The sequence below is a fragment of the Mycobacterium sp. NTMscope_MAC_269 genome (genome assembly GCF_976985695.1).
Genome location: NZ_OZ335668.1, coordinates 4,124,840 through 4,151,135 on the forward strand (window position 1 = coordinate 4,124,840; position 26,296 = coordinate 4,151,135).

Annotated in this window: 27 protein-coding genes and 1 pseudogene; 13 read left to right on the forward strand and 15 right to left on the reverse strand. The window is 69.8% G+C overall.

Going from position 1 to position 26,296, the window contains the following annotated elements; translation table 11 throughout:
* The first annotated feature begins 46 nt into the window (after positions 1–46).
* Positions 47–1,783: a cytochrome c biogenesis protein CcdA gene (locus tag ACZ50Z_RS19510; protein ID WP_464485005.1), complete on the forward strand. Its 1,737-nt coding sequence runs from the start codon at positions 47–49 to the stop codon at positions 1,781–1,783.
* 8 nt (positions 1,784–1,791) lie between these two features.
* On the opposite strand, the gene ACZ50Z_RS19515 is transcribed toward ACZ50Z_RS19510, so the two are convergent.
* The 3 genes from ACZ50Z_RS19515 to ACZ50Z_RS19525 are packed head-to-tail and all read right to left on the reverse strand — an operon-like array spanning position 1,792 to position 3,557.
* The gene (locus ACZ50Z_RS19515; protein ID WP_464485006.1) at positions 1,792–2,646 is read right to left on the reverse strand and encodes a hypothetical protein; all 855 of its coding nucleotides are present in this window, start codon (positions 2,644–2,646) and stop codon (positions 1,792–1,794) included.
* Positions 2,647–2,656: 10 nt separating this feature from the next.
* A complete protein-coding gene (locus tag ACZ50Z_RS19520) occupies positions 2,657–3,175 on the reverse strand; it encodes a mycothiol transferase (protein ID WP_464485007.1) in 519 nt (172 codons plus the stop codon).
* Positions 3,176–3,185: 10 nt separating this feature from the next.
* Positions 3,186–3,557 (reverse strand): VOC family protein, encoded by a 372-nt coding sequence (locus tag ACZ50Z_RS19525; protein ID WP_464485008.1) that lies wholly within the window; start codon positions 3,555–3,557, stop codon positions 3,186–3,188.
* A 47-nt stretch (positions 3,558–3,604) separates the two neighbouring features.
* Here ACZ50Z_RS19525 and ACZ50Z_RS19530 point away from each other — a divergent pair, with 47 nt between their 5' ends.
* The 4 genes and pseudogenes from ACZ50Z_RS19530 (at position 3,605) to ACZ50Z_RS19545 (ending at position 7,074) form a co-directional block, all read left to right on the forward strand.
* The gene (locus ACZ50Z_RS19530) at positions 3,605–5,335 is read left to right on the forward strand and encodes an N-acyl-D-amino-acid deacylase family protein (RefSeq protein WP_464485009.1); all 1,731 of its coding nucleotides are present in this window, start codon (positions 3,605–3,607) and stop codon (positions 5,333–5,335) included.
* A 39-nt stretch (positions 5,336–5,374) separates the two neighbouring features.
* Positions 5,375–5,995, forward strand: a pseudogene (locus tag ACZ50Z_RS19535) (PPE family protein); the annotation flags it as partial.
* A gap of 62 nt (positions 5,996–6,057) precedes the next feature.
* Entirely contained in the window at positions 6,058–6,459 is a 402-nt protein-coding gene (locus tag ACZ50Z_RS19540; RefSeq protein ID WP_464485010.1) for a pyridoxamine 5'-phosphate oxidase family protein, read from the forward strand.
* Positions 6,460–6,510: 51 nt separating this feature from the next.
* On the forward strand, positions 6,511–7,074 hold the full coding sequence (locus ACZ50Z_RS19545; RefSeq protein WP_464485011.1) for a carboxymuconolactone decarboxylase family protein: 564 nt from the start codon (positions 6,511–6,513) through the stop codon (positions 7,072–7,074).
* Here ACZ50Z_RS19545 and ACZ50Z_RS19550 read toward each other — a convergent pair.
* From ACZ50Z_RS19550 to ACZ50Z_RS19560, 3 genes are all read right to left on the reverse strand, one after another.
* Positions 7,063–7,887, reverse strand: coding sequence for an SDR family NAD(P)-dependent oxidoreductase (locus tag ACZ50Z_RS19550; RefSeq protein WP_464485012.1), 825 nt, complete (start codon positions 7,885–7,887; stop codon positions 7,063–7,065). The two genes, ACZ50Z_RS19545 and ACZ50Z_RS19550, sit on opposite strands and share 12 nt — an antisense overlap.
* Positions 7,888–8,211: 324 nt before the next feature.
* Entirely contained in the window at positions 8,212–9,837 is a 1,626-nt protein-coding gene (gene groL / locus ACZ50Z_RS19555; RefSeq protein WP_008261313.1) for a chaperonin GroEL, read from the reverse strand.
* A gap of 233 nt (positions 9,838–10,070) precedes the next feature.
* Positions 10,071–10,763: a M24 family metallopeptidase gene (locus ACZ50Z_RS19560; protein ID WP_464485013.1), complete on the reverse strand. Its 693-nt coding sequence runs from the start codon at positions 10,761–10,763 to the stop codon at positions 10,071–10,073.
* Between the two features lie 29 nt (positions 10,764–10,792).
* On the opposite strand from ACZ50Z_RS19560, the gene ACZ50Z_RS19565 reads away from it, so the two are divergent.
* From ACZ50Z_RS19565 to moeA, 3 genes are all read left to right on the forward strand, one after another.
* Positions 10,793–11,284, forward strand: coding sequence for a cupin domain-containing protein (locus ACZ50Z_RS19565; protein ID WP_464485014.1), 492 nt, complete (start codon positions 10,793–10,795; stop codon positions 11,282–11,284).
* Positions 11,285–11,402: 118 nt separating this feature from the next.
* Positions 11,403–12,353, forward strand: a complete 951-nt coding sequence (locus ACZ50Z_RS19570; RefSeq protein WP_464485015.1) for an SDR family NAD(P)-dependent oxidoreductase — start codon at positions 11,403–11,405, stop codon at positions 12,351–12,353.
* Between the two features lie 19 nt (positions 12,354–12,372).
* Positions 12,373–13,578, forward strand: a complete 1,206-nt coding sequence (gene moeA / locus ACZ50Z_RS19575; RefSeq protein WP_464485016.1) for a molybdopterin molybdotransferase MoeA — start codon at positions 12,373–12,375, stop codon at positions 13,576–13,578.
* Between the two features lie 9 nt (positions 13,579–13,587).
* Here the strand turns inward: moeA and ACZ50Z_RS19580 are convergent, their stop codons facing one another.
* Positions 13,588–14,799 (reverse strand): MFS transporter, encoded by a 1,212-nt coding sequence (locus tag ACZ50Z_RS19580; RefSeq protein WP_464486322.1) that lies wholly within the window; start codon positions 14,797–14,799, stop codon positions 13,588–13,590.
* 65 nt (positions 14,800–14,864) lie between these two features.
* Here ACZ50Z_RS19580 and ACZ50Z_RS19585 point away from each other — a divergent pair, with 65 nt between their 5' ends.
* The 3 genes from ACZ50Z_RS19585 to ACZ50Z_RS19595 are packed head-to-tail and all read left to right on the forward strand — an operon-like array spanning position 14,865 to position 18,600.
* Entirely contained in the window at positions 14,865–15,587 is a 723-nt protein-coding gene (locus tag ACZ50Z_RS19585; protein ID WP_464485017.1) for a phosphatidylserine decarboxylase, read from the forward strand.
* Positions 15,584–16,444, forward strand: coding sequence for a CDP-diacylglycerol--serine O-phosphatidyltransferase (pssA, locus tag ACZ50Z_RS19590; protein ID WP_464485018.1), 861 nt, complete (start codon positions 15,584–15,586; stop codon positions 16,442–16,444). Before ACZ50Z_RS19585 ends, pssA begins: the two co-directional genes overlap by 4 nt.
* Positions 16,441–18,600 carry an AAA family ATPase gene (locus ACZ50Z_RS19595; RefSeq protein ID WP_464485019.1) on the forward strand — a complete coding sequence of 720 codons (2,160 nt, stop codon included), beginning with the start codon at positions 16,441–16,443 and terminating at the stop codon, positions 18,598–18,600. Before pssA ends, ACZ50Z_RS19595 begins: the two co-directional genes overlap by 4 nt.
* Here the strand turns inward: ACZ50Z_RS19595 and ACZ50Z_RS19600 are convergent.
* Positions 18,574–19,170 carry a TetR/AcrR family transcriptional regulator gene (locus tag ACZ50Z_RS19600; protein WP_464485020.1) on the reverse strand — a complete coding sequence of 199 codons (597 nt, stop codon included), beginning with the start codon at positions 19,168–19,170 and terminating at the stop codon, positions 18,574–18,576. The genes ACZ50Z_RS19595 and ACZ50Z_RS19600 overlap by 27 nt on opposite strands.
* A 21-nt stretch (positions 19,171–19,191) precedes the next feature.
* Here ACZ50Z_RS19600 and ACZ50Z_RS19605 point away from each other — a divergent pair, with 21 nt between their 5' ends.
* Both ACZ50Z_RS19605 and ACZ50Z_RS19610 read left to right on the forward strand, forming a co-directional pair.
* A complete protein-coding gene (locus ACZ50Z_RS19605) occupies positions 19,192–20,016 on the forward strand; it encodes a hypothetical protein (RefSeq protein ID WP_464485021.1) in 825 nt (274 codons plus the stop codon).
* Positions 20,017–20,026: 10 nt separating this feature from the next.
* On the forward strand, positions 20,027–20,947 hold the full coding sequence (locus ACZ50Z_RS19610) for an SDR family NAD(P)-dependent oxidoreductase (RefSeq protein ID WP_464485022.1): 921 nt from the start codon (positions 20,027–20,029) through the stop codon (positions 20,945–20,947).
* An 11-nt stretch (positions 20,948–20,958) separates the two neighbouring features.
* Here ACZ50Z_RS19610 and ACZ50Z_RS19615 read toward each other — a convergent pair whose 3' ends face one another.
* From ACZ50Z_RS19615 to ACZ50Z_RS19645, 7 genes are all read right to left on the reverse strand, one after another.
* The gene (locus ACZ50Z_RS19615) at positions 20,959–21,777 is read right to left on the reverse strand and encodes an enoyl-CoA hydratase-related protein (protein ID WP_464485023.1); all 819 of its coding nucleotides are present in this window, start codon (positions 21,775–21,777) and stop codon (positions 20,959–20,961) included.
* Positions 21,774–22,796: a TIGR03617 family F420-dependent LLM class oxidoreductase gene (locus tag ACZ50Z_RS19620; protein ID WP_464485024.1), complete on the reverse strand. Its 1,023-nt coding sequence runs from the start codon at positions 22,794–22,796 to the stop codon at positions 21,774–21,776. Before ACZ50Z_RS19620 ends, ACZ50Z_RS19615 begins: the two co-directional genes overlap by 4 nt.
* Before the next feature lie 22 nt (positions 22,797–22,818).
* Complete coding sequence (locus tag ACZ50Z_RS19625; protein ID WP_464485025.1) at positions 22,819–23,457, reverse strand: LON peptidase substrate-binding domain-containing protein; 639 nt, start codon at positions 23,455–23,457, stop codon at positions 22,819–22,821.
* Entirely contained in the window at positions 23,457–24,587 is a 1,131-nt protein-coding gene (locus tag ACZ50Z_RS19630; protein ID WP_464485026.1) for a glutamate--cysteine ligase, read from the reverse strand. Before ACZ50Z_RS19630 ends, ACZ50Z_RS19625 begins: the two co-directional genes overlap by 1 nt.
* The gene (gene sodC / locus ACZ50Z_RS19635) at positions 24,577–25,260 is read right to left on the reverse strand and encodes a superoxide dismutase[Cu-Zn] (RefSeq protein WP_464485027.1); all 684 of its coding nucleotides are present in this window, start codon (positions 25,258–25,260) and stop codon (positions 24,577–24,579) included. The genes ACZ50Z_RS19630 and sodC overlap by 11 nt, the downstream gene beginning before the upstream one ends.
* Before the next feature lie 188 nt (positions 25,261–25,448).
* Entirely contained in the window at positions 25,449–25,919 is a 471-nt protein-coding gene (locus ACZ50Z_RS19640) for a LytR C-terminal domain-containing protein (RefSeq protein WP_464485028.1), read from the reverse strand.
* 19 nt (positions 25,920–25,938) lie between these two features.
* Positions 25,939–26,247 carry a DUF3263 domain-containing protein gene (locus ACZ50Z_RS19645; RefSeq protein WP_008261362.1) on the reverse strand — a complete coding sequence of 103 codons (309 nt, stop codon included), beginning with the start codon at positions 26,245–26,247 and terminating at the stop codon, positions 25,939–25,941.
* Between the last annotated feature and the right edge of the window lie 49 nt (positions 26,248–26,296).

A 26,296-nucleotide genomic window follows, 5' to 3' on the forward strand; every position in this document is an offset into this window, starting at 1 on the left:
AACCATGCTCACCGTCCGGCGCCCGTCGCGTCCTTGGAGATAGCGCGTGCAGACCATCGCCCTGATCGGGTTTCTCGGCGGCCTGATCACCGGTATCTCGCCGTGCATCCTGCCGGTGCTGCCCGTGCTCCTGCTCTCCGGTGCGGGCAGTACCCGAGCCGACGCCCGCCGCCTGAGTTCCGTGGCCCGCCCCTACTTGGTGATCGCGGGACTGGTGTGCAGCTTCAGCCTGGCCACGCTGCTCGGCTCCGCGCTGCTGACGGCGCTGCACCTGCCGCAGGACGCGATCCGGTGGGCGGCGCTGGTGGTGTTGACCCTCATCGGCCTTGGGCTGATCTTCCCGCCCGTCCAACACCTGATCGAGCGGCCGTTCGCCTACCTCCCGCAGCGCCAGATCGGCGCCAACGCGGACGGTTTCGGCCTCGGCCTGACGTTGGGCGCGCTCTACGTGCCGTGCGCGGGTCCGGTGCTGGCCGCGATCGTGGTCGCCGGCGGAACGTCGTCGATCGGTCCCGGCGCGCTGGTACTGACGGCGACGTTCGCCCTCGGAAATGCCTTGCCGCTGTTGGCCTTCGCGCTGGCCGGGCGGCGGGTCGCCGAGCGTGTCGCCGCGTTCCGGCGACGGCAGCGTGCGATCCAGATCGCCGGCGGGATCGCGATGATCGTGCTGGCCGTGGCGTTGGTGTTCAACCTGCCCGCGATGCTCCAGCGGGCCGTCCCCGACTACACGACCGCGATGCAGAACAAGCTGGGAGCCAACGACATCGGGCGCAGCCTGAACCCCGTACAGCAGCCGAAGCACGGCAGCGGGCTGCAGCTCAGCGCGCCCGGCACCACCGTCGACGGCGCGCTGAGCGACTGCTCCAGCGGTTCGGCCGAACTGCAACAGTGCGGGCCGGCGCCCGCCCTGGCCGGCGTCACCGGGTGGCTCAACACCCCGGACGGCAAACCGCTGGACCCCGCCGAGGTGCGCGGCAAGGTCGTCTTGATCGACTTCTGGGCCTACTCGTGCATCAACTGTCAGCGCGCGATCCCACACGTAATCGATTGGTACAAGCGGTATCACGACGCCGGATTCCTCGTCATCGGGGTGCACACCCCGGAGTACGCGTTCGAGCGCGTTCCCGAGAACGTGGCCAGCGGCGCCGCTGACCTGCACATCCCCTACTCCATCGCCCTGGACAACGACTACGTGACGTGGAACAACTTCCAGAATCTCTACTGGCCGGCCGAATACCTGATCGACGCGAACGGGCAAGTGCGGCACACGAAGTTTGGCGAGGGTGACTACGACGGCACCGAGAAACTGATCCGCCAGTTGCTCGCGAACGCCCATCCCGACGCGCGGTTGCCCGCACCGACGAATTCGGCCGACACCACCCCGCAGACCCGGCTCACGCCCGAGACCTACCTCGGCGTCGAGCGCGCCGGAAACTACGGCGGCAGTGGCGATTACAAGGCGGGGACCGTCGCGCTGAGCTTCCCGCCGACCCTGGCCGAGGACAGGTTCGCCCTGCAGGGCCGCTGGACGCTGGACGACCAGGGCGCCACCGCCGAGGGCGACGACTCCGCCATCCGGCTCAACTACACCGCGAAAGATGTCTACGCCGTCGTCGGCGGCACCGGCACGCTCACCGTGACCCGCGACGGGAAGACCACCGCGACGCCGATCGGCGGAGCGCCCACCCTGCACCGGATCGTCGCAAACGACTCCGCGCACCGCGACCAGCTGGACATGCGGGTCAGCAAGGGATTGCAGGTGTTCTCGTTCACGTTCGGGTAGCGGGCGCCTCAGGGCTTCTTCCAGAGACTGCCCACCATCGCGACGACCACGCCGAGTCCCACCAAGGTGGCGCCCGCCAGCAACGTGACGTTAAGCCATTGGTGCAGACCGGCTTCGGCGTGCCCGACCATTACCTCAGCGACGCGCCGGATGTCGCCGGTGGTGCGGTTGAGCGCCTTGTCGATGTAGCGGCGGGCGACCTCGAGGCCGGCCCAGCCAGCCGCGCCGACCAGCAGCGCGGACACCCCCAGACTGCTCAGCGCCTTGCCGCGGCGGCGCGCGGCGGCCAGCGTGAGCAGCGCACAGACACCGCACAACGCCGCCGCCCCCACGCTCACCCACGGCCCCCAGGTGGACAGCCGGCTCAGCCGCCCCTCGCCCAGCGCAGGCGGCAACGAAACCGTCAGTGGGACAGTCAGTTTTGCCGGGACCGTCACGTTGTGCTGGCTAAGCAGCGGCCGGATCGAGTCGTCGTTGAGCATCGGGGCCACGTCGACCGCCCATTGATTGGCGTTCTCGCCGGCCCCCGGGTCGCCGAACAGCCAGCCGTGCGCCGCACGGTTGGCCTGGGCGAACAACGGCGGAAAGGCCGGCCCGGCGGTAAACGCGCTGGCCGCGTCCCGCACTTCGGAGCTGTCAACGGGATAGCGGCCCCCGCCATGTTCGGCGATGAGAGCCATTGCCCGCGTGGATAATTCGGCCGCCATCGCGGACTGTAGGTCCGGGTCGGTCGCCGCGGCGCGCGCCATCGCGGCGTAGCCGCCGGTGTCAATGACGTGCAGTTGCGTCCACGCCGCGGGAATCGTCACCGCCAGCGCAAGCGTGGTGGTGAGCCACAACAGCACGCTCGCCGCGAATCGCACGCCTGCGAATCTACGCAATCCCCCGCACGTACGCGGCCTGCCCGAGATGCTGGGCGCAGTCGTCGATGATGCTCACCAGACGCGCGCTCGCCGTCACCGGCGGATCCCAGTTGGTGTCCACGACGCGGGCCAGCTCCTCGGCGGTCACCCCGTCGATGTAGCCGCACGTGAGCTGGTGCACCGCGTGGTAGTAGCCGGACAGCAGATCCGCGGGTGCCTTCACCTTGGCCACGTCGTCGGGTGAATGCCCGTAGCCCATATCGTTGCGCGGAAGGTCCAGTCCGAACCGGTCCACCCAGCCGTCGCGGAGCCAGACCTGCTCGACCCCGGCCACGTCGGCGAGCTGGATGTCCTGCACCCGCGCGCTGTGCCAGAGCAGCCAGGCGATGCTGTTGGCGTCCGGCGTCGGCCGATAGGTCGACACCTCCTCGGTCAATCCCTCGGTGATCTGGTCAACGTGTTCGATCAACCGGGTGAACGCGTCGCGCAGCAGGTCTTGGATCACGGCGGCATCGTCGGTGCTGGCCATACTCGCGACCCTACGGGAGCGCGCGGTGGAAAACAGCCTCGACGTTGTTGCCGTCGGGGTCGCGCACGAACGCGCCGAAATAGCCGGGATGGTATTCGGGCCACAGCCGCGGCGCGTGCAGCGGCTCGGCACCCAACTCGACGGCCACCCGATAAAACTCGCGCACCGCCTCCTCGTCGGCGGCCTCGAACGCCAGGTGGACCTCGCGGTTGGCCCCCGCCAGCGCGCCCGAGATCCAGAAGGTCGGTTTGCCCGAGCGGCCGTACCCGACGGCGGGGCCCACATCCAGCTGCCGGGAGAAGCCCAGCGTCCCCAGCACCGCGTCGTAGAAGCGCTGGGATTTCTCGTAGTCGGCGCAGTTGATGCCCACGTGGTCGATCACGGACAAGATCCTGGCACGACCCACCGACACGGTCGTAGATTGTTTGGATGACTTACGACCTCATCATCCGCAACGGCACCATCGTCGACGGGCTGGGAGGTGAGCCGTACGTCGGTGACGTGGCGGTGGCCGACAACGTCATCAAGGCGGTCGGTGCGATAAACGGCGCCGCCGCCGCCCGCGAGATCGACGCCACCGGGCTGTTGGTCACGCCCGGCTTCGTCGACCTGCACACCCACTACGACGGCCAGTCCATCTGGTCGGAGCGGCTCACACCGTCGTCGGCGCACGGGGTGACGACCGTGGTGATGGGCAACTGCGGGGTCGGCTTCGCGCCGTGCCGCCAGGCCGACCACGACGTCCTGGTCGACGTGATGGCCGGCGTCGAGGACATCCCCGGCGTCGTCATGACCGACGGCCTGCCGTGGACGTGGGAGACCTTCCCCGAATACATGGACGCGCTCGACGCGGGCAGGCGTGACATCGACGTGGCCGCGTACCTGCCGCACTCGCCGCTACGCGTGTACGTGATGGGCCAGCGCGGCGCCAACCGCGAGCCGGCCACCGCGGACGACCTGGCGAAGATGAGGGCGCTGGCCAAGGAGGCGATCGAGGCCGGTGCGCTGGGCTTCGCGTCGTCTCGGCTGACCATCCACAAGACCGAAAGTGGTTCGCCCATACCGAGTTACGACGCCGCCCGCGAGGAGATCGAGGAGATCGCCCGCGGTGTCGTGGACGGCGGCGGCGGCCTGCTGCAGTTCGTTCCCGACATCCCCTCCGGCGGCTACCAACCCGTGCTGCAGACGGTGTTCGATGTCGCCGAGGACGTCGGCCTGCCGCTGACCTTCACCCTCGTCGTCGCCAACGCGGGCGACCCGTCGTGGCCGGACGCCATCACCATGATCGAGAAGGCCAACGCGGCAGGGGGTGACATCACCGCGCAGCTGTTGCCGCGACCCATCGGGTTGATCATCGGGCTGCAACTGTCGGCGAACCCGTTCGTGCTCTACCCCAGCTATCGCGAGATCGCCGACCTGCCGCTGGCCGAGCGGGTCGCCGAGATGCGCAAGCCCGAGGTCCGCGCCCGCATCCTGGCCGACAAGCCCGGCCAGGGCCATCCGATCCTGTACGTCGCCCAGATGTGGGACTGGATCTACCCGCTGGGCGAGGACCCCGACTACGAGCCCGACCCGTCGACCAGCATCGGCGCCCGCGCCCGGGCCAAGGGCGTCGAACCGATGGAGGAGGCCTACGACCGACTGCTCGACGACGACGGCCGCGCCATGCTGTTGGTCGCGACCAGCAACCTGCAGGGCAACTCGCTGGACACCGTCGGGGAGCTGCTGCACCGCGACGACGTGGTGCTCGGCCTCGGCGACGGCGGCGCGCACTACGGCATGATCTGCGACGCCAGCTACTCGACGTACTTCCTGACGCACTGGGCGCGGGACCGCAAGTCCGGACGGTTCACGGTGCCCGACGCGGTTCGCGAACTCACCTCGGTGCCGGCCCGCATCGCCGGGCTCAGTGATCGCGGCCGTATCGCGGTGGGCTACAAGGCCGATCTCAACGTCATCGACCACGCCGCGCTGCGGCTACACAAGCCGGTCATCAGCTACGACCTGCCTGCCGGCGGGCGGCGCCTGGATCAGACCGCGGACGGGTACGTCGCCACGATTGTGTCCGGGGAAATCATCGCTGAACATGGCGTCCCCACCGCCGCGCGTCCGGGCAAGTTGGTGCGCGGCCGTCAGCCCCGTCCGGCGGCGTTGCAATAACGCCACCAAAAGTGGCATATACCAGCTAAGTTGGGTCCCGTGACGAACCCGCATTTTGCGTGGTTGCCGCCGGAAGTCAACTCGGCACTAATTTTCTCCGGTCCTGGTCCCGGGCCGCTGCTTGCTGCCGCGGCGGCGTGGGACGGGCTGGCCGGGGAGCTGGCGTCGTCGGCGTCGTCATTCTCATCGGTGACGTCGGACCTGGCCAGCGGGTCCTGGCAGGGCGCGTCGTCGGCCGCCATGATGACCGTGGCCAGCCAATACGTGAGCTGGCTCAGCGCGGCGGCCGCACAGGCGGAAGAGGTGTCCCACCAAGCCTCGGCCATCGCGACGGCGTTCGAGGTGGCACTGGCGGCCACGGTTCAGCCCGCGGTGGTGGCGGCCAACCGGGCCTTGGTGTCGGCGTTGGCGGCCAACAATCATCTGGGCCAGAACACCCCCGCGATCGCCGACATCGAGGCGGCCTACGACCAGATGTGGGCCTCGGATGTGGCGGCGATGTTCGGGTATCACGCCGACGCGTCGGCGGCCGTGGCCAAGTTGCCGCCCTGGAATCAGGTACTGCAAAACCTCGGATTCCCCAACGCCAGCACTGCCGTGACGCGCCCCGCCAGTTCCGGCGCCGTGGCCCGCGGCTACACGTCGCGCATCGCCGGGTTTCTCACGCCCCCCGCACCGCAATAGCGCAAGCCCGCCTCGGTTCGCGCCTATCCTGGAACATCATGCGCAGCAAGAAGAAGGTCGATTTTCCGGCGCTGGCCGACGCACTCGCCGATTACCCGTACGCGTACCTGATCACCGTCGACGACGACTACCGCTCGCACACTGTGACGGTCGAACCCGAGTTGCGCGGACAGACCCTCGAGGTCGGCCTCATCGGCGGCCGCACGCAGCAGAACCTGGCGCGGCGCCGCGACGTCACCCTGCTGTGGCCCCCGGCCGAACCCGGCGGCTACTCGCTGATCGTCGACGGCACCGCCGAGGTGTCCCCCGAAGGTTCGGGCGGCGACGCCGTCCGGCTCGCGGTCGCGCCCACGCGCGCGCTGCTGCACCGCGACGCCGACTCCCCCGATGCGGCCAAGGGCTGCCTGCACGACTGCGTTGTGTTCTCGCTGCCGGCCTAGCCGGGCGCAGCGGGTCGCCGCCGTCGGGCCTGACGCCGTACAGTCTCATCCGTGAGCCGCGTCGCACCCCTTGCCCCACCGTGGAGCGAAGAGGATGCCGCCGGCATCAACGGCTGGGGCCACCCGGACCGCACCTACGAACCGCTGCTGTTGGTGCGGTGCCTGCAGCGCCATCCGGCGCTGGCCTCCCGGTTGCGTAAGCTTGGTGAATCCCTTTACACCGCAGCGCTTTTGCCGCCCCGGACGCGGACGATCGCCATCCTTCGGATCTGCGCGCTGCTGGGTTGCGCCTACGAGTGGGGCGGGCAGGCCGCCTTCTGGGGTCCGATCGTCGGTGTCAGCGACGACGAGTGCGATGCGCTGGTGTTAGCCGGTCCCGACGATCCGCGGTGGGGCCCGGCCGAGCGGACGCTGATCGCGGCGGTCGACGAGTGCGAGCGCACCGGCTCGTGGTCGGAGGCGACGTGGGAAGCGCTGGGCGGCTTCCTCGATGACGAGCAGCGCATCGAATTGCTCACGGCCGTCGGCTGGTACCGCACCATCTGCACGCTGTGCAACGCGCTCGCGCTTCCGGTGGAGGGCTGGATGCGGCCGTGGCCGGGGTCAGCGGGCTGAGCGGTCTCTTTTGAGGCTCGGATGCTGACTTTTCAGGAGCGGCAATAGGATCCGTCGCGGCATGAACTGAAACAAGCGGGTGCTGATCTGGCTGGGCAGCCCGGGAATCACGGTGCCCCGGTCGCGCTCCAGCGCGTCGACTCCGTCGCGCGCCACCTCACGCGATGGCTTCCACATGAACTTCGGGAACGCGTCGGCGAAGTCTCGCTCGTCCATGCCGGCGCTCTGCACGAACTCGGTGCGCACCGGGCCGGGACACAGCAGCGCGACGGTGACGCCGGTGCCGGCGAGTTCACCGCGCAGCCCTTGGGTGTAGCTGTTGACGAACGCCTTGGTGGCCGCGTACCCGACTTGCCCGGGGAAGGGTTGGTAGCCCGCGGTCGACCCGACATTGAGGATCGCGCCCCGGCCGCGCGGCACCATCTGCTGAACCGCGCGGGTGGACAGGTCGATGACGGCCTCGACGTTGACCCGCACCTGAGCGACCTCGTCGGCGACGGGAATCTTCGTCACCGAGCCCATGGTGCCGATGCCGGCGTTGTTGACCAGGATGTCGGTCGTCAGCCCGCGGCGCTCGACCTCGTTGAACAGGCCGGCGCGGGCGGCGGAATCCGCGACGTCGCAGGCGATTACCTCGACGCGAACCCGGCCGGCAAGTTCGTCGGCCAGACCGCGCAGCCGGTCTTCGCGGCGGGCGACGAGCGTCACGCCGTGGCCGCGGTCGGCCAGTTCGCGCGCGATGTCGGCGCCGATGCCCGACGACGCGCCGGTCACAACGGCGGTGCTGGTGGGTGAGGGAGTCGGAAGCGCCACGCGTCTAAACGTACAAGGCGGGTGTCGGGCCTTGAGTGTGAAGCCTGGGCGTCGAGTGTGAAGCCCGGGCATCGAGTGTGAAGACAGGGCGGAAAAATCGCGAAAATCCCGCCCTACGCTCACACTCAAAGCCCGGGCTTCACACTCAAAGCCATGAGCTCACACTCGATGCCGCGGCGCGGCGGCCCAACCGCCGAACGTGCAGCCAAGGCGGAAAATCGCGAATTCCCCCGTGAGTTCACGCGCGACGCGCACGAAAAAGCCTCGGCGCGCACGAAAAAACCCGGCCCGCGCGAAGCGGGCCGGGTTTTCCCGTGCTCAGACTTAGAAGTCCATGCCGCCCATGCCACCGGTCGGGTCGCCGACAGGAGCGGCGGCCTTCTCCGGCTTGTCAGCGACGACGGCCTCGGTGGTCAGGAACAGACCCGCGATGGACGCCGCGTTCTGCAGCGCCGAGCGGGTCACCTTCACCGGGTCGGCAACGCCGGCCTTGAGCAGGTCCTCGTACTCACCGGTGGCGGCGTTCAGGCCGGTACCGGCGGGCGAGTTGCGGACCTTCTCGGCCACCACGCCAGGCTCCAGACCGCCGTTGAAGGCGATCTGCTTCAGCGGAGCCTCGAGCGCGACGCGCACGATGTTGGCACCCGTCGCCTCGTCACCGGTGAGCTTCAGCTCGTCCAGCGACGGGGTGGCGTGCAGCAGGGCCACGCCACCACCGGCGACGATGCCCTCCTCGACGGCCGCCTTGGCGTTGCGCACGGCGTCCTCGATGCGGTGCTTGCGCTCCTTGAGCTCGACCTCGGTCGCGGCCCCGGCCTTGATCACCGCAACACCGCCGGCCAGCTTGGCCAGGCGCTCCTGCAGCTTCTCGCGGTCGTAGTCGGAGTCGCTGTTCTCGATCTCGCTACGGATCTGGGCCACCCGGCCGGCGATGGCGTCGGAGTCACCGGCGCCCTCGACGATGGTGGTCTCGTCCTTGGTGACGACGACCTTGCGGGCCTTACCCAGCAGGGCGACGTCGGCGCTCTCCAGCGACAGGCCGACCTCTTCGCTGATGACCTGACCACCGGTGAGGATGGCCATGTCCTGCAGCATCGCCTTGCGGCGGTCACCGAAGCCGGGGGCCTTGACGGCCACCGACTTGAAGGTGCCGCGGATCTTGTTGACGACCAGGGTGCTCAGAGCCTCGCCCTCGACGTCCTCGGCGATGATCAGCAGCGGCTTGCCCGCCTGGATGACCTTCTCCAGCAGCGGCAGCAGGTCCTTGACGGTCGACACCTTGGAGCTGACCAGCAGGATGAAGGGGTCCTCGAGGACCGCTTCCTGACGCTCGGCGTCGGTGACGAAGTAGCCCGAGATGTAACCCTTGTCGAACCGCATGCCCTCGGTGAGCTCGAGCTGCAGGCCGAAGGTGTTGGACTCCTCGACGGTGATGACGCCCTCGTTGCCGACCTTGTCCATCGCCTCGGCGATCAGGTCACCGATCGACTGGTCGCCCGCCGAAATCGCAGCGGTGGCAGCGATCTGGTCCTTGGTCTCGACCTCTTTGGCCGACTTGAGCAGGGTCTCGGTGACCTTCTCGACGGCCTTCTCGATGCCGCGCTTCAGGCCCAGCGGGTTCGCGCCGGCGGCGACGTTACGCAGGCCCTCGCGGACCAACGCCTGGGCCAGCACCGTGGCCGTCGTCGTGCCGTCACCGGCAACGTCGTCGGTCTTCTTGGCGACTTCCTTGACCAGCTCGGCGCCGATCTTCTCGTACGGGTCCTCCAGCTCGATCTCCTTGGCGATGGACACACCATCGTTGGTGATCGTGGGGGCACCCCACTTCTTCTCCAGGACGACGTTGCGACCCTTGGGGCCCAACGTCACCTTTACCGCGTCGGCGAGGGCGTTGAGCCCCCGCTCGAGGCCGCGACGGGCCTCTTCGTCGTACGCAATTGTCTTGGCCATTGCGAAGTGATTCCTCCGAAATATGGGGTGACACACGGGGCGACCGTTGTCGGTTCGCCCCATTGGACGCTGTGGCCGGGCGCAGTGCCCGCGACGGACGGCCTGTGGGTGTCTCCCGCTGACGCGGCCCAGGCCTCACCGTCCCGACCTAGCACTCACTGGTCGTGAGTGCCAAGTCATTCTTAGCACTCGCCTATGCCGAGTGCAAGAAGAAGGACGGACGAAGGAGCCGCTCAGGGCAGGTCGAGCAGCTGCTCGTAGAAGCCGCCGAAGCCGCGCGGGCGGTCGACGAGATGGATCTCGAGGATCCAGTGGCAGATGCGCCCGCGCGGGTCGGTCCGGCGCATCCGCTTGTCCGAGCCGGGCATGATGTACCACTCGATGCCGGGACCGGCGATCTTCTTGTGCGGGAACTCGCCGACCAGATGACCCGCGATGCGGCTGGCCCACTCGAAGCCCTCCGCACGGGCCGCCCCGACGACAACGTCGAACAGTTCGGCGCCGGTGACGTGGGGATGGCCGGCGAAGTAATCGCGGCCGGCCTGCCACACCCGGGGCAGCGCATCGCGGACGGCCTTCTTGTGCGGGTCGTCGCCCAGCAGGAACGTCCGGCCGAAATCGGCCTCCCACTCCTCGAAGATGGGCCCCAGGTCGAGGAAGACGATGTCGTCGTCGACGATCGTCCGTTCCGGCGGGCGCTCGTGGAACGGTTGCAGCGTGTTCTCCCCGGCGCGCACGATCCGGCGATGCCAGTGGCGGGTCACCCCGAACATCTCTCCGGCGAGATGGTGGATCTCGTCGGAGAGCGCCTTCTCCCCGATGCCGGGGCGAATCATGGCCCGCCGCTCGATTTCGTCGAACAGTTGCGCCGCTTTGCGTTCGGCGTCCAACAGCCGTTCCACGCGCACTTCCTCGGCGGCCTCCATCCACGCGATGCTATGCGCACACTGGAGCCATGTCCCTCGTCGTGCCGCCCTACCCGCCGGCCCGCTACACCAAGGAAGAGCCGGAGATCAGCGCCTGGCTCAAGCGGGCCGACCAGCCCCCGGACTACGAAACATCCGGGGTTCGATACCACTACCTGGCCAACCAGCAAGACACCGCCGGCGACTACGGCCTCTACCGCGTCGACATCGCCCCGGCCGGCGGCGGACCCCCGGCCCACTTCCACCGCGCCATGTCGGAGGCCTTCTTCGTGCTGTCCGGGACGATGAAGCTCTACGACGGCACCGAATGGGCCGACGGCCACCAGGGCGACTTTCTCTACGTCCCACCCGGTGGCGTCCACGGTTTCCGCAACGAAGCCGACGAGCCGGCGTCGATCCTGATGCTGTTCGCGCCGGGCGCCCCCCGCGAGGCCTACTTCGAAGGGTTCGCGGCGCTGGCCGACATGACCGACGAAGAACGCCGGGAGTGGTTCGTCCGCCACGACAACTACTGGGTCTGACCCCTCAGGTCGCCGTCGAAACCCCAGCATCTGTGACGGCAAGGACGGCATCGCCGCGGCGGTTTGCTGGGCCTCGCCCACCCGGCGGCATCGGGTCCGGATGAGTATGTTTTGGGCCATGGCTTCCAACGACAAAGAGAACCGCACCTGGTCGGACGGCGACGTCCCGGATCAGAGCGGCCGCGTCGCCGTCATCACCGGCGCCAACACCGGCATCGGGTATGAGGCGGCCGCCGTGCTCGCCCACCGCGGCGCCCACGTTGTGCTCGCGGTGCGCAACCTCGAGAAGGGCAACGCGGCGCTGTCGCGCATCGTCGCTGCCGGGGGCCAGGGCTCCCGAGAAGTAGATGTCACGCTGCAACAGCTGGATCTGACGTCGCTGGACGCGGTGCGCTCGGCCGCCGACGCGCTGCGCGCGGCCTACCCCCGCATCGACCTGCTGATCAACAACGCCGGGGTGATGTGGACGCCCAAGCAGGTCACCGCGGACGGGTTCGAATTGCAGTTCGGCACCAACCATCTGGGCCACTTCGCGCTGACCGGGTTGCTGCTCGACCACCTGCTCCCCGTCCGGGACTCGCGGGTGGTGACGATCAGCAGCCTCGGCCACCGGCTGCGCGCCGCGATCCACTTCGACGACCTGCAGTGGGAACGCCGGTACGACCGGATCGCCGCCTACGGGCAATCCAAGCTGGCCAACCTGCTGTTCACCTACGAGCTACAGCGCCGGCTGGCGGCCACGCCCGACGCGAAGACCATCGCCGTCGCCGCGCACCCCGGCGGCTCCAACACCGAGCTGACCCGCAACCTGCCGGCGATCTTCCGGCCCGCCGCGGCCGCGCTGGGCCCGGTGCTGTTCCAGAGCGCGGCCATGGGCGCGCTGCCGACGCTGCGGGCCGCCACCGATCCGGACGTCCAGGGCGGACAGTACTTCGGACCGGACGGCTTCCTCGAGCAGCGCGGCCACCCGAAGCTCGTCAAGTCCAGCGCCCAGTCCCACGACGCGGACCTGCAACGCCGGCTGTGGGCCGTCTCCGAAGAGCTCACCGGCGTCAGCTTCCCGGTCTGACGCGCGGATAATGGCCCCGATGCGATCAGTCGCGGAACATCAGCGTGTCGTCACCGAGTTGATTCGTTCCCGGCCACCGGCTTCGGTCGCGCTGGCCGAAGCCCAGGGCCTGGTCCTGGCCGAGGACGTGGTCGCGCAGTTGGCGCTGCCGGTCTTCGACAACTCCGCGATGGACGGCTACGCGGTGCGCGCCGAGGACACGTCATCCGCGACTTCGGAACACCCGGTGGTGTTGCCGGTGGCCGAGGACATTCCGGCCGGGCGCACCGACGAGCTGACGCTGCAGCCGGGGACGGCGCACCGGATCATGACGGGCGCCCCGCTGCCGGCGGGCGCGACGGCGATCGTCCCGGTCGAGGCCACCGACGGCGGCGTGGACGTCGTGTCGATCCGCGAGCCCCGCGAGGCGGGCAAGCACATCCGGCGGGCGGGCGAGGACGTCGCCCCCGGCACCACCGTCCTGCGCCGGGGCCAGGTCGTGACGCCGGCCGTGCTCGGCCTGGCCGCCGCGCTGGGCATCGCCGCGTTGTCGGTGATCCCGCGCCAGCGGGTGTTGGTGATCTCGACCGGATCGGAGTTGGTGACCCCGGGGACCGCGCTGCAGCCCGGACAGATCTACGAGTCCAACTCGATCATGCTGGCCGGAGCGGTTCGGGATGCGGGCGCCGAACTGGTCGCCGTCGCGACCGCCGAAGACGATGTGGCCCAATTCAGTTCGGTCATCGACCAGTACGCGGCCGACTCGGATTTGATCATCACCAGCGGCGGCGTCAGCGCCGGCGCCTACGAGGTGGTCAAGGACGCCTTCGGGCGCGAGGGCGACCAGGGCGTGGAATTCGTCAAAGTGGCCATGCAGCCCGGCATGCCGCAGGGCGTGGGCCGGGTCGCCGGCGCGACGATCGTCACGCTGCCCGGCAACCCGGTCAGCGCGCTGGTGTCCTTCGAGGTGTTCATCCGGCCCGCGCTGCGCACGGCCATGGGCCTGCCGGATCCCGAACGGCCCCACCGCTCGGCCGTCCTCGCCGAGTCGCTGACCTCGCCGCGGGGCAAGCGGCAGTTCCGGCGCGCGGTGCTCAGCGACGACGCGAGCTCGGTCACCAGTTACGGCCCTCCGGCCTCGCACCACCTGCGCTGGCTGGCGTCGGCGAACGGGTTGCTCGACATCCCCGAAGACGTCGTCGAGGTGCCCGAGGGAACCCCGCTGCAGGTCTGGGATCTGCGCTAACCGGCGGGCTCAGCCGGCTGGTGTTGCCACGTCGCGGTGGAACTCGTCGGCCTTGTCGAAGGCCGGGGTGCAGCGGATCGCGAGGGCGACGATCGACATCATCACCGGGATGGTGATCAGCGCCGCCGACAGCCCCACCCGGCCGGACAGGTGACCGATCAGCGGTGGGCCGAGCAGGTAGCCCAGCCAGCCGGTCGCCGCGACGATGGCGATCGCCGATCCCGCCTCGCTCGCGCCGTAGGCCGCGCTGAACGCGGTCGGCACCAACAACGCAGCCCCGACACCCAGCGCGGCGAAACCGAGGACGCTGAGGCCCGCGTTGGCGGTCGCCAGGGCCACGCTCATGCCCACCACGGCCACCAGCGCCAGGGCCGGGAGCAGCCGGCGGCTGGGGACCCGCGCGTGCAACCGGGGCGCGCCGAACCGGGTGATCACCATCGTCAACGTGTAGGCCGCGTAGCTCAGCGCCGAGACGCTCGGGCCCGCGCCGACGACGTTGCGCAGGTAGTTGGCCGACCAGTCGGTGGCCGCACCCTCGCACAGAAATGACGCGAACGAGACCGCGGCCAGGATCGCGACCGTCGGCGTCATCCAGGCCCGTCCGCCGCGGGCCCGTTCCGACGAGACGGACGCATCGGCCGCATCGGGGATCAGCCGGCGGGTGAGCGCTCCCACCGCGACCAGCACAACCGCCCCGAGGACCGTCAGCTGAGCGGTCAGCCCGACGCCCGCGCCGACGCACGCCGCACCGACCACCGCCCCCACCAGCGTCCCGACGCTCCACATGCCGTGAAACCGCGCCATGATCGGCGCCCGGGCGGCCCGCTCGACCGTCGCGGCCTGGGTGTTCATCGCGACGTCCAGCGCGCCCTGGAACGTCCCCCACAACGCCAGCGCACCGAACAGCGCGGGCCCGGACCTGGCCAGTCCCACGGTCGTTCCGGCGGCCGCGTAGCCGGCGACCATCACCGCGATCAGCCGGTGGCTACCCCAGCGGCGCAGCGCCCAGTGGCTGGCCAGCGTGGCCACGACCGATCCCAGCGGCGCGCCGAACAGCGCCGTTCCCAGCGCCGCGTCGGAAAGACCCAGCTCGGCCTTGACCCGCGGGATGTGGGCGGCCCACGACGAGAACACCAGACCGTGGGCGATGAATGCGGCGGTGACACCGCGTTTCGCCCGACGCACCGGTGCCGCCCACCGATCAACACTGTGTGGTTGCATGTCGATGCTCAACGTTCCCTCAGCGGCCGTCCACGAATCAACCGCGGGCTCCGTAAGATGGCCGCGTGGCACGACGCCCCCGCACTATCGGCCCCACGGCTTCGGACCCGGGCTTCAGTCCCCAACACGCGCTGGAGCTGGTGCGCTCCGCCATTCCGCCGGTGCACCCGGCCGGGCGTCCGTTCATCGGCGCCGGGCTGGCCCTGGCCCTGGCGGGCCGCCGTCACCGCTGGGTGCGACGGGCGGGCCTGCTGGCGGCGGGCGCCTGCGCCGGCTTTTTCCGCCACCCCCCACGGGTGCCGCCCACCCGGGCCGGGGCCATCGTCGCTCCCGCCGACGGCGAGGTCTGCGTGATCGACTTCGCCACGCCGCCCGCCGAACTGGGCATGGGCGACACAGCGCTGCCGCGCGTCAGCATCTTCCTTTCGCTGCTGGACGCGCACGTGCAGCGCGCACCGGTCAGCGGCGAGGTGATCGCCGTGCAGCACCGGCCGGGCCGCTTCGGGTCGGCCGACCTGGCCGCCGCCAGCACCGAAAACGAACGCACCAGCCTGCGCATCCGCACCGCCGGCGGGGCCGACGTGGTCGCGGTGCAGGTCGCCGGCCTGCTGGCCCGGCGCATCATCTGCGACGCAGACGTCGGGGACAAGGTGTCGATCGGCGACACCTACGGGCTGATCCGGTTCGGCTCCCGGCTGGACACCTACCTGCCGGCGGGCTGCGAACCGCTGGTGAAAGTCGGCCAGCGCGCCATCGCCGGCGAGACCGTACTGGCCGAGCTGCCATGATCAGCAAGCCGCGCGGACGGGCGGTCAATCTGCAGATCCTGCCCAGCGCGATGACGGTGCTCTCGGTGTGCGCGGGGTTGACCTCGATCCGGTTCGCCCTCGAACATCAGCCCAAGGCCGCGATGGCGCTGATTGCGGCGGCGGCCATCCTGGACGGGCTGGACGGGCGGGTGGCGCGCATCCTGGATGCCCAGTCGCGGATGGGCGAAGAGATCGACTCGCTGGCCGACGCGGTGAACTTCGGCGTGACCCCGGCGATCGTGCTCTACGTGACGCTGTTGACCAACTCGCCGGCCGGCTGGGTGGTGATCCTGCTCTACGCCGTCTGCGTCGTGTTGCGGCTGGCCCGATTCAACGCTTTGCAGGACGACGGCAGCCAGCCCGCCTACACGCACGAATTCTTCGTCGGGATGCCCGCGCCGGCCGGTGCGATCTCGATGATCGGCCTCATCGGGCTCAAGCTGCAGTTCGGCGACGGCTGGTGGACGTCGCCGCTGTTCCTGTGCATCTGGATCACCGGCACCTCGATCCTGATGGTCAGCAAGATCCCGATGCGCAAGATGCACGCGGTCGCGGTGCCGCCGAGTTGGGCCGCCCCGCTGCTGGCGATCCTGGCGATCTGCGCGGCGGCGGCGGTGCTGGCGCCCTACCTGTTGATCTGGGTGATCATCGTCGCCTACCTGTGCCACGTGCCGTTCGCCATCCGCAACTCACGCTGGCTGGCCGCCCACCCCGAGGCATGGGACGACGAACCCAAACAGCGTCGCGCCACGCGCCGCGCGATCCGCCGGGCGCAGCCCAACCGCCGGTCGGTCGCGCGGCTGGGGCTGCGCAAGCCGGGCAGGCGCGTGCCGTGACGAGCGGCCCGGCCCGTCAGCTCACGCTGACGGCTCGGCTGAACACCTCCGCGGCCGACTCCCGTCGCGGCGTCATCCGGTTGCACCCGAGTGCCGTTGCCGCGCTGGGGATTCGGGAATGGGACGCGGTCTCGTTGATCGGGTCGCGGACCACGGCCGCGGTCGCGGGGCTGGCCGGGCCGGGCACGCCGGTCGGCACCGTGCTGCTCGACGACGTGGCACTGTCCAACGCCGGATTGCGGGAGGGCACGCCGGTGGTCGTCGGCGCGGTCACCGTGTACGGCGCGCGGTCGGTGACGCTGTCCGGCTCGACGCTGGCCACCCAGTCGATCACGCCGGGCACGCTGCGCCAGGCGCTGCTCGGCAAGGTGCTCACGGTGGGCGACGCCGTGTCGCTGCTGCCCCGCGACCTGGGGCCGGGCACATCGACGTCCGAGGCCACCCGCGCGCTGGCCACGGCCGTCGGCATCAGCTGGACCTCGGAGCTGCTCACGGTCACCGGCGTCGATCCGGAGGGGCCGGTCAGCGTGCAGCCCAACTCGCTGGTCACCTGGGGCGCCGGCGCCGGGCGGCCGTCACGGGTCTTTGTCGAAGTCGCCCGGCCGGAGATGGTCGTCGAGGAGCTCAAGGGCACCCAGCCGCAGGCCGCCAAGCTCGTCGAGTGGCTCAAGCTCGCGCTCGACGAACCGCACCTGCTCCAGGCCTTGGGCGCGGGCGCCAACCTCGGCGTGCTGGTGTCCGGCCCGGCCGGAGTGGGCAAGGTGACCCTGGTTCGTGCGGTGTGCGGCGATCGGCGGCTGGTCACGCTGGACGGCCCGGAGGTCGGCGCGTTGGCTGCCGAAGACCGGCTCAAGGCGGTGGCTTCCGCGGTGCAGACGGTGCGCGACGGCGGTGGCGTGCTGCTGATCACCGACGTCGACGCCCTGCTGCCGGCCACCGCCGACCCGGTGGCCTCGCTGATTCTGGGTGAGCTGCGTAGCGCGGTGGCCAGCGACGGCGTCGCGCTGGTGGCCACCTCCGCGCGGCCCGATCAGCTCGATGCCCGGCTGCGGGCGCCCGATCTGTGTGACCGCGAGCTGGGGCTGCCGCTGCCCGACGCCGCCACCCGCAAGGCGCTGTTGGAGTCGCTGCTCAACAACGTCCCTGCCCGCGATTTGGATCTGGACGAGATCGCCTCACGCACACCGGGTTTCGTCGTGGCCGACCTGGCGGCGCTGGTGCGGGAGGCGGCGCTGCGGGCGGCGTCGCGGGCCAGCGCCGACGGCCGGCCCCCCGAGCTGAACCAGGAGGACCTGGCCGGCGCGCTGACCGTCATCAGGCCGCTGTCGCGCTCGGCCGGCGAGGAAGTGAGCGTCGGCGACATCACCCTCGACGACGTCGGCGACATGGCCGAGGCGCGGCAAGCGCTGACCGAGGCCGTGCTGTGGCCGCTGCAGCATCCGGACACCTTCGCCCGGCTGGGCGTCGACCCGCCGCGCGGCGTGCTGCTGTACGGGCCGCCCGGCTGCGGCAAGACCTTCGTCGTGCGCGCGCTGGCCAGCACCGGGCAGCTGTCGGTGCACGCCGTCAAGGGCTCCGAGCTGATGGACAAGTGGGTCGGCAGTTCGGAAAAGGCTGTGCGCGAGCTGTTTCGGCGCGCGCGGGATTCGGCGCCCTCGCTGGTCTTTCTCGACGAGGTCGACGCGCTGGCGCCGCGGCGCGGTCAGAGCTTCGATTCCGGCGTCACCGATCGGGTCGTGGCCGCGCTGCTGACCGAGCTCGACGGAGTCGATCCCCTGCGCGACGTCGTCGTCCTCGGGGCCACCAACCGGCCGGACCTGATCGATCCGGCGCTGTTGCGTCCCGGCAGGCTGGAGCGGCTGGTGTTCGTCGAACCCCCCGATGCCGCCGCCCGCCGCGAGATCCTGGGCACCGCGGGCAAATCTGTTCCGCTGAGCGACGACGTCGACCTCGGCGAGGTGGCCGCCGGACTCGACGGCTACAGCGCCGCCGATTGCGTGGCGCTCCTGCGGGAAGCCGCACTGACGGCGATGCGCCGATCCCTCGATGCGACCGACGTGACGGCCGCCGACCTCGCGGCTGCGCGCGAAACCGTCCGTCCCTCTTTGGATCCCGCGCAGGTCGAGTCCCTACGGGCGTTCGCCAAAGCTCTGTAGTACGGCCGCCGCCGAGGCCGCGACGTCCTTTTCGAGCCAGGAGGGCATCGGGTCGTCGTACGCGTGGCGCCGCACCACCGCGTAGGGCAGGTCGGCGACCGCCCGCGCGACGGCGTCGACCGAACGCGGCCTGGCGTTCCCATACAACTGCCGGGCCAGCACCGCGATCCGCTCGGTCAGCGGGGCGTTCATCGCGGCAAGCGTCTGCCGGAACGCCGCGTCGGGCTCGTCGTCGAGCAGGTCACCCGGCCGGATCGTCAACAACAGCCGGGCGTCCTCGGGCAGGGCGCGCGCGAAGCCGACGGCCGCCACGGCCATCGCCACGGCCGTCTCCGCCGGGGTGTGCCCGTCGGCGGCCAGCGCCCGCGCCTGAAAGCGTTCCAGCGCGCGCAGCCACGCCGCCGTCAGGATGCCGTCGCGGTTGCCGAACCGGTGATACAGCGTGCCCGCCGGTGCGCCACTGGTTTTCGCGATGGCGGCCACACTGGCCGCGCGCGGTCCACCGTCGAGCACCAGCGCCCGCGCTGCGTCGAGGATCACATCGGTTTCGTGCTTCCGCGGAGGCGCCATGATCTAGTACAGTCCTTCTATATGGAGCGTTTACCCTATATCGATGAGCATGCCATAACCATCGACGCAAACCGCGCAGACACGTGGTCTGCGCTGCTGCGGGTGATGTGCCGCGATCCGCGCGACGCGAAAACCGTGCCGGTCGGCTTCGTCCTGGACGAAGCGTGCGCGCCGGTCCGGTTCGCCCTCAAGGGGCGCCACTGGTTCGCGGTCTACCGGTGGGTGTTCGAGCTGGACGAACTCGACGGTGCCGTGCGCACCCGGCTGCGCGCGGCGACCTGGGCGGCCTTCCCAGGCATCCACGGGAAGGCGTATCGGGCGCTGGTCATCGGCACCGGCGCGCATCGCGTCGTCGTGCGCAGGACGCTGAAACGCGTTGCGGCGTCGGTGCTTGCCGCGCGGACCCAGACCGGCGAGGCGGCCGCCGATTACGCGGACATCTTCGAAGTCCCTATCGCCGTCGGCGACGCGCGCACTGCCGAACAAGCCTTTCGCGACGGGCTGGGCGACAAACCGGGGGTACGCGGAAAGCTCGTCTTATGGGTCCACCGCCACGTGCTGAGATTGCGCCTCGGCCCGGCCCGCTCCCCGCACCACCTCATCGGCTGGCCGATCGTCCGTTCCGACCCCGACGAGCTCGTGCTGGCGACGTGCGGGCCGCTCATGCGCGGCGAGCTGACGCTGCGTCGCCAGGACGGTCGGCGCGCCGTCCTCACCACCCGCCTGCACTACCGCCAGAAACTCGCCGCGCGCACGGTCTGGGCGCTGATCGGTCCGCTGCACCGGATCGTGGCCCCGCGGCTGATGCAGCGCAGCGCCCGCGGTGGGCTGGCCCCGGCGCGATAAGTTGGTCCGCGTGACCGACCATCCGACCGCGTTGCAGATCGTCGAGGGCATTGACCTGTCGGGCAAGACATGCGTGATCACCGGCGCGTCGTCGGGACTGGGACGCGAGTCGGCGCGGGCGCTGGCCGCCGCGGGCGCACACGTCGTCCTGGCCGCCCGCAACCCTGCGGCGCTGGCGGAGACCGCCGAGTGGATCGCGGCCGAGGCTAACGGTGCCCGGACGTCGACGGTATTGCTCGACCTCACCGATCTGTCCAGCGTGCGCGCGGCGGCGAGCACGATCGCCGACATCACGCCGGTTGTCGACGTGTTGATGAATAACGCCGGCGTCATGTTCACACCGTTCGGACGGACCCGGGACGGCTTCGAATTGCAAATCGGGACAAACCATTTCGGACATTTCGAGCTCACCAGGCTACTCATCCCCCAACTGACCGCCGCCGGCGGGGCTCGGATCGTGGTCCTGTCTTCCGGTGGTCACGTGATGGGTGACGTCGACATCGACGATCCCAACTGGGAGCGTCGCGAATACGACAAGTTCACCGCCTACGGCGCCTCCAAGACGGCGAACATCTTGCACGCGATCGAAGCCGACCGACGCCTGCGCGACGCGGAGATCCGCGCCTACGCCGTGCATCCGGGTACCGTGGCCACCTCGCTCGCGCGGTACATGTCGCGCTCGGACTTCTCTCAGCTGCGCGGCCTCATCGTCGAGAACAGCCCCGAACCCTCCGACGGTTTCCTCGATTTCGTGATGCCAGAGCAAGGCGCGGCGACACAGGTCTGGGCCGCGGTCAGCCCCGAGCTGGGCGGCCGGGGCGGCCTCTACCTGGAAGACTGCCGGATCGGCGGGGCCGCGCCCCACGCCCGCGACGAGCGGCGCGCGACCGAACTGTGGGACCTTTCCGAGAAGCTTTGCGCCGCAAGGTAACCGAGCTTCGCCTACGGCTCGGGAAGCGGCGCCCAATCGTGGGACAGCCGCGCGGTGAAGTTCGGCGGCCGGCGATCCAGGAACGCGGCGACGCCCTCGGCGGCGTCGGCGGTGCCCATCACCCGCTCGTGCAGCCGGGTCTCCAGCGCGGCGACCTGTCTCGGCGTGTAGCGATGGATCGCGCTGTCCCACAACAGGCGTTTGGACAGCGCGGCCGACACCGGCGCCACGTTGACCGCGATGTCGCGGGCCACGGTCAGCGCGTGCTCGAGCACCTCTTCGGCGGGCACGGCGCGATTGGCGATCCCGAGCTTCACGGCCTCGGCCCCGCCGAACGTCCGCCCGGTGAGCAGGATGTCGGCGGCGACCCCCAGGGTGGTCAGCTGGGTGAGCGTCCAGTGCGCCATGCAGTCGGGGATCACGCCCCGGCGGACCTGCACCACACCGTATTTGGCGTCCTGCGCGACGACGCGGATGTCCGCCTGCAAGGCGAGCGTAAGGCCGATCCCGATGGCGTGGCCGTTGACCGCGGCGATCACCGGCTTGCGCAACTCGAACGCGGCCGGGGTGATCGGAGACGCCGAAAACGTGCCGTCATCCGCGGGCGCGTCGAACGGGCTCGAGCCACCGGAGAAGTCCGCGCCGGCGCAAACGGCGCGTCCCGCTCCGGTCACCACGATGGCCCGCACGTCGTCGTCCTCGTCGCAGTCCCGGTAGGCCCGGCTCAGCAGCGCGCCCATCTCGGCGGTATAGGCGTTGAGCTGTTCGGGCCGGTTGAGGGTGAGTATCGCCACGCCCGAGCCGATTTCGACCGTCAGGTCATCGCTCATGGCAGGGCCGGCGCCCGGTGCAGGGCACCGATCAGGTCGGCGATGTCGGCGCCGCGCGGCGTGTATCCCGGGAAATAACAGCACACCTCGCCAACGTGCTCGCCGAAGCGGGCGGCGATCTGCTGCGCGCACTGCTCGGGCGTGCCGACGATCCCGATCCGGGCCACCATCTCGTCGCTGATCAGCCGGCGCATCTCGGCGAAGCGGCCCTGCTTGGACAGCGCGTTGAGCTCGGGCTGGACATCGGCCCAACCCTCCACCTCCAGCACCGGCAGGTAGGCCGGCGTCGAGCCGTAAAACGCGATGAGGGAGGCCACCCCGTTGACGGCGGCCGCCAGATCGGTCTCGTCGCGGCCGACGGCCACCATGGCCTGGGCGATGACGGTGAACTCACCGAACGCCCGTCCCGAGCGACGCAGCCCCTCGCCGATCGCGGGCACGGTGCGTTCGGCGAAGTGGCGGGCGCTGTTGAACGGCATCACCAACAACCCGTCGGCCACTTCGGCGGCAGTGCGGGTCATCACCGGGCCCAGCGCGCCCAGCAGCACCGGCGGCGGCCCGAACGGGTTGGGGCCGGGATTGAAGTTGGGCGCCATCACGGTGTGCGTGTAGAACTCGCCGCGAAAGTCCAGGCGCCCCCGGCCCTCCCAGGCGGCGAAGATAGCCTTGATCGCGGCGACCGCCTCGGCCATCCGCGCCGCGGGCCTGTCCCATTTACTGCCGTAACGCTTTTCGATGTGCACCTTGATCTGCGAGCCAAGGCCGAGGCGGAACCGGCCGCCGCTGTAGAGCTGCAGGTCATAGGCGGAGTGCGCCAGGTGCAGCGGGCTGCGCGGCGGCGCGATCGCCACGTTCGTCATGAGGTCCAGGCCGGTCGCGCCGGCGGCGAGGAGCAACGGGAAAAAGACGTCGTGCTGTCCTTCGAACGTGAACAGGCCATCCGCGCCCGTCGCGGCGATGTCGGCGGCGCTTGCCGCCGCCCCCGTCGGTGAGCCGTCCACCTGGAGGTGAACTTTCATCGCAAGCTCCTGTCGCGCAGTGTTATTCGGAAAGCTGAAACTCGACCACCTCGGCGACCGCGTTCACGGCTTCGCGCAGCGCGGCGAGGCGCTCGGCGGCCGTCGGCGCCGCCAGTACCGTGTAGCGGTCGGCCGTGCCGATCGGGATGCGCGAGGCCAACGCGAACAGCCGCTGCCCCGCCGGTCCGTCGGTGCCCTGCCCCAGCAGCACCTCGCGACCCGGCAGTGTGATCCCGCGCGCCTCGGCGATCCGCTCGAACAGGGCCACCGCGCGGTCCTCGACGTCGAGCAACTCCCCCGGCGAAACCTCGGGCCCCGCCTCGTCGGGCCACGGCGTGACCCGCGCCCGCGGATAGGGATCGTCGGGCAGCCATTCGCACACCCGGATCCGTTCCCCGGTCCGGCAAGCCAGCGCGTACCGGCCCGCGCCTTGGTCAACGCATTCGGTGATCCGCGACAGGACGCCGACGTCGCACCGCGCGTCACCGCCGCCCACCTCGCGGCCCTGCGAGATCAGCACCACGCCGAACGGGTCGCCGGTGTCCACGCAGTGCCGCACCAGCGCGCCGTAGCGGGGCTCGAAGATCCGCAGCGGCAGGTCCTGGTCGGGCAGCAGCGCCGACTCGAGCGGAAACATCGCCAGCTCAAGGGATTCCGTCATCAGATTTCCAGCTCGGACACCAGTGCGTCGACGACCGCGCGCAGGTCGCCGTCGTGTTCCTCGGCGACCCGGCGCTGGCGCTGATAGGAGGCGCCCTGCCGGGGTATCTCGGCGACCGCGGCCAGCTCGTCGACGCAATTGAGCTTTTTCGCGACCGGCTCCAATCGCGTCAGCACGTCATCGAGATCCTCGGTGACCAGTCGCTCATTGCTGTCGGCGTCGAGAATGATCACCGCGTCCAGGCCGTAGCGCGCCGCGCGCCACTTGTTCTCCTGGTTGTGCCACGGCGGCATGTTGGGCAACGACTCGTCGGCTTCCAGCCTGCGATCCAAATCGACCACCAGGCAATGCGTCAGGGCCACCAGCGCGCCCAACTCCCGCAGGTTGGACACGCCGTCGCAGATCCGCATCTCGATCGTGCCCAGGTGTGGGGAAGGCCTGATGTCCCAACGGACTTCGTCGACGTGGTCGATGATGCCGGTCTTCTTCTGGTCGTAGACGAACCCCTCGAACTCCGACCAGGTCTGGAACTGGAACGGCAGCCCCGCGGTGGGCAGCTGCTGAAACATCATCGCCCGGTTGCTGGCGTAGCCGGTGTCCACGCCGGTCCACCACGGCGAGGACGCCGACAGCGCCAGCAGGTGCGGGTAATAGTTCAGCAGCGACGTCATGATCGGCATCACCTTGTTCGGCGACGAGATCCCGACGTGCACGTGCACACCCCAGATCAGCATCTGCCGTCCCCACCACTGGGTGCGCTTGATCAGTTCCGCATAGCGCGCGCCGGCGGTGAGTTTCTGGGAGGTCCACTGCGCGAACGGATGTGCGCCGGCGCAGAACAGCTCCATGCCCCGATCGCGCACGATGCGCCGCGCGGGCCTCAGGGTCTGCCGCAGGTCCTCCATCGCCTCGCCCGCGGAATGGCAGATGCCGGTGACCACTTCGACGGTGTTGCGCAGCAATTCCTTGTGCACTCGCGGGTTTTCGCCGATCTCGGCGATCACCGCGGTGGCTTCGTTGCTCAGGTCGCGGGTCTGCGCGTCGACGAGCGCGAACTCCCACTCCACCCCGATGGTCGGTCGTGACGAACGGGCGAAATCGATGCGCGCGTCACGCCTTTTAGCCGGCACCGATGACACCGCATGCCACCCGCTTGCCGGCGTCACCGGTACTCATCGTCATGTCGTCGGGGCCGGGCGTTCCGTTGGCCTGGTTGTAGCGCTCCGCCGGGATGTTGGCGAAGTTGTCCGCGCCGGCGTGGATGATGATCGCGGTCTTCTGCCCGGTGAGCAGATCCTCCATGGCGAACGCGTCGGTGGTGGTCACCAACGTCCCGGAACCGTCCTTGCGCACCTGCAGGGAGGACAGGTCTCCACTGGCTGGCGCGCCGGCGTGGCCGGGCACCTGGAAGTGCCCACCGGCGGACAAGAAGTCGCCGGGCGCGCCGCCGTTCGGGGCGACCGAGTTGGGCTCGCACTTGCCCACCTTGTGGATGTGGACGCCGTGAAACCCGGGCGCGAGTACGCCGTTGGCGGTCGTCTCGATGGTGACGGTCGCGTACCCGTTGTTGAATTCGAACTTCGCGACCGCGACCTGAGTGCCGTCCGGCGCCTTCAGGTGCGTGGCGACGGTCGGCACCTCGGCGGGCCCGCCCTCCGCGGCTTTGGCGCCCGACGGCGACGGCGATCCCGTCCAGACCGCGGGCGTGGTGCCCGGGACAGACGATGCGTACTGCGGGGTCGAGCAGGCGCCCAACAGCGCGACGCAACCGGCCAGAACCAGAGAAGGGGGCAGCTTCCGCATAGCCAGCAGCCTAGCCCGGTGACGATGCGAGCCGGAACGGCTCGCTGAGGAGCCGGGCGATCAAACCCGACCCGGTGACGATGCGAGCCGGAACGGCTCGCTGAGGAGCCGGGCGATCAAACCCGACCCGGTGACGATGCGAGCCGGAACGGCTCGCTGAGGAGCCGGGCGATCGAATCGGGGTCTAACTAGCCCGTGACGAGGACGATGACACCGGGCGGCTCTCCGCTCAGCGCGGGGATGCGCGGTTCGACGGGCGCGCCCAGGTTCTTGCCGACCGCTTCGGCGGTGGCACGCTCGCCGTCGGCGTCGGTGTAGTAGACGGTGGTGGCCGACACGTCGGGCACGGTCATGTTGTCGACCTTGGTGACCTTGAAACCGGCGGACGTCAGCTGTTTCTCGGTACGCCCGGCGACGCCCTCTGTCGAGGAGATGTTGTACACCTGCACGTCGGCTTGGGTGGCGGGCTTGTTGGTCGTCGACGTGGCCGACGCGGTGGCGGTCGCGCTGGAGACCGGCGACGCCGAATCGTCGTCAGAGCTCCCGGAGGTGCCCAGGGCTTGCCAACCGAGAAGCAGGAAAATGACGCCGAGGAACAACAGCACCATCACCATGGCCCGCAGGGGCAGCCCGGTGGAGTCGGGAACTCGTTCTTTCATCGAGCCCTACTGTAACGAGTCAGGTCACCTCGAAGCCGAGACGCCGCGCCGCCCGTGCCTTCTGCCTGCTGGCGCGCAGGCGGCGCAGCCGTTTCACCAGCATCGGATCGGCCGCCAGCGCCTCAGGCCGGTCAACGAGCGCGTTGAGCACCTGGTAGTACCGCGTCGCCGACATCGAGAACAACTCTTTGATGGCGTCTTCCTTCACACCGGCGAACTTCCACCACTGGCGTTCGAAGGCCAGGATGTCGTGCTCGCGGCGGGTAAGTCCATCTGCGACCTCAGAGTCGTCCCCCGATCGATTTGCCCGCGCCATGGCGCTGTCCATATCGCTTCCCCTGGACCCTTTCGGCGAATTCCGAACTGCTCGAATGACT

Coding starts and splice junctions, on each gene's coding strand:
- ACZ50Z_RS19615 (WP_464485023.1), bottom strand. CDS start 21,777: ATGAGCGATGACCTGACGGTCGAAATCGGCTCGGGCGTGGCGATACTC.
- moeA (WP_464485016.1), top strand. CDS start 12,373: ATGCGATCAGTCGCGGAACATCAGCGTGTCGTCACCGAGTTGATTCGT.
- ACZ50Z_RS19625 (WP_464485025.1), bottom strand. CDS start 23,457: ATGACGGAATCCCTTGAGCTGGCGATGTTTCCGCTCGAGTCGGCGCTG.
- ACZ50Z_RS19640 (WP_464485028.1), bottom strand. CDS start 25,919: ATGAAAGAACGAGTTCCCGACTCCACCGGGCTGCCCCTGCGGGCCATG.
- ACZ50Z_RS19565 (WP_464485014.1), top strand. CDS start 10,793: ATGTCCCTCGTCGTGCCGCCCTACCCGCCGGCCCGCTACACCAAGGAA.
- ACZ50Z_RS19560 (WP_464485013.1), bottom strand. CDS start 10,763: ATGGAGGCCGCCGAGGAAGTGCGCGTGGAACGGCTGTTGGACGCCGAA.
- ACZ50Z_RS19620 (WP_464485024.1), bottom strand. CDS start 22,796: ATGAAAGTTCACCTCCAGGTGGACGGCTCACCGACGGGGGCGGCGGCA.
- ACZ50Z_RS19600 (WP_464485020.1), bottom strand. CDS start 19,170: ATGGCGCCTCCGCGGAAGCACGAAACCGATGTGATCCTCGACGCAGCG.
- ACZ50Z_RS19580 (WP_464486322.1), bottom strand. CDS start 14,799: ATGCAACCACACAGTGTTGATCGGTGGGCGGCACCGGTGCGTCGGGCG.
- ACZ50Z_RS19540 (WP_464485010.1), top strand. CDS start 6,058: ATGCGCAGCAAGAAGAAGGTCGATTTTCCGGCGCTGGCCGACGCACTC.
- ACZ50Z_RS19530 (WP_464485009.1), top strand. CDS start 3,605: ATGACTTACGACCTCATCATCCGCAACGGCACCATCGTCGACGGGCTG.
- sodC (WP_464485027.1), bottom strand. CDS start 25,260: ATGCGGAAGCTGCCCCCTTCTCTGGTTCTGGCCGGTTGCGTCGCGCTG.
- ACZ50Z_RS19570 (WP_464485015.1), top strand. CDS start 11,403: ATGGCTTCCAACGACAAAGAGAACCGCACCTGGTCGGACGGCGACGTC.
- ACZ50Z_RS19645 (WP_008261362.1), bottom strand. CDS start 26,247: ATGGACAGCGCCATGGCGCGGGCAAATCGATCGGGGGACGACTCTGAG.
- pssA (WP_464485018.1), top strand. CDS start 15,584: ATGATCAGCAAGCCGCGCGGACGGGCGGTCAATCTGCAGATCCTGCCC.
- groL (WP_008261313.1), bottom strand. CDS start 9,837: ATGGCCAAGACAATTGCGTACGACGAAGAGGCCCGTCGCGGCCTCGAG.
- ACZ50Z_RS19605 (WP_464485021.1), top strand. CDS start 19,192: ATGGAGCGTTTACCCTATATCGATGAGCATGCCATAACCATCGACGCA.
- ACZ50Z_RS19520 (WP_464485007.1), bottom strand. CDS start 3,175: ATGGCCAGCACCGACGATGCCGCCGTGATCCAAGACCTGCTGCGCGAC.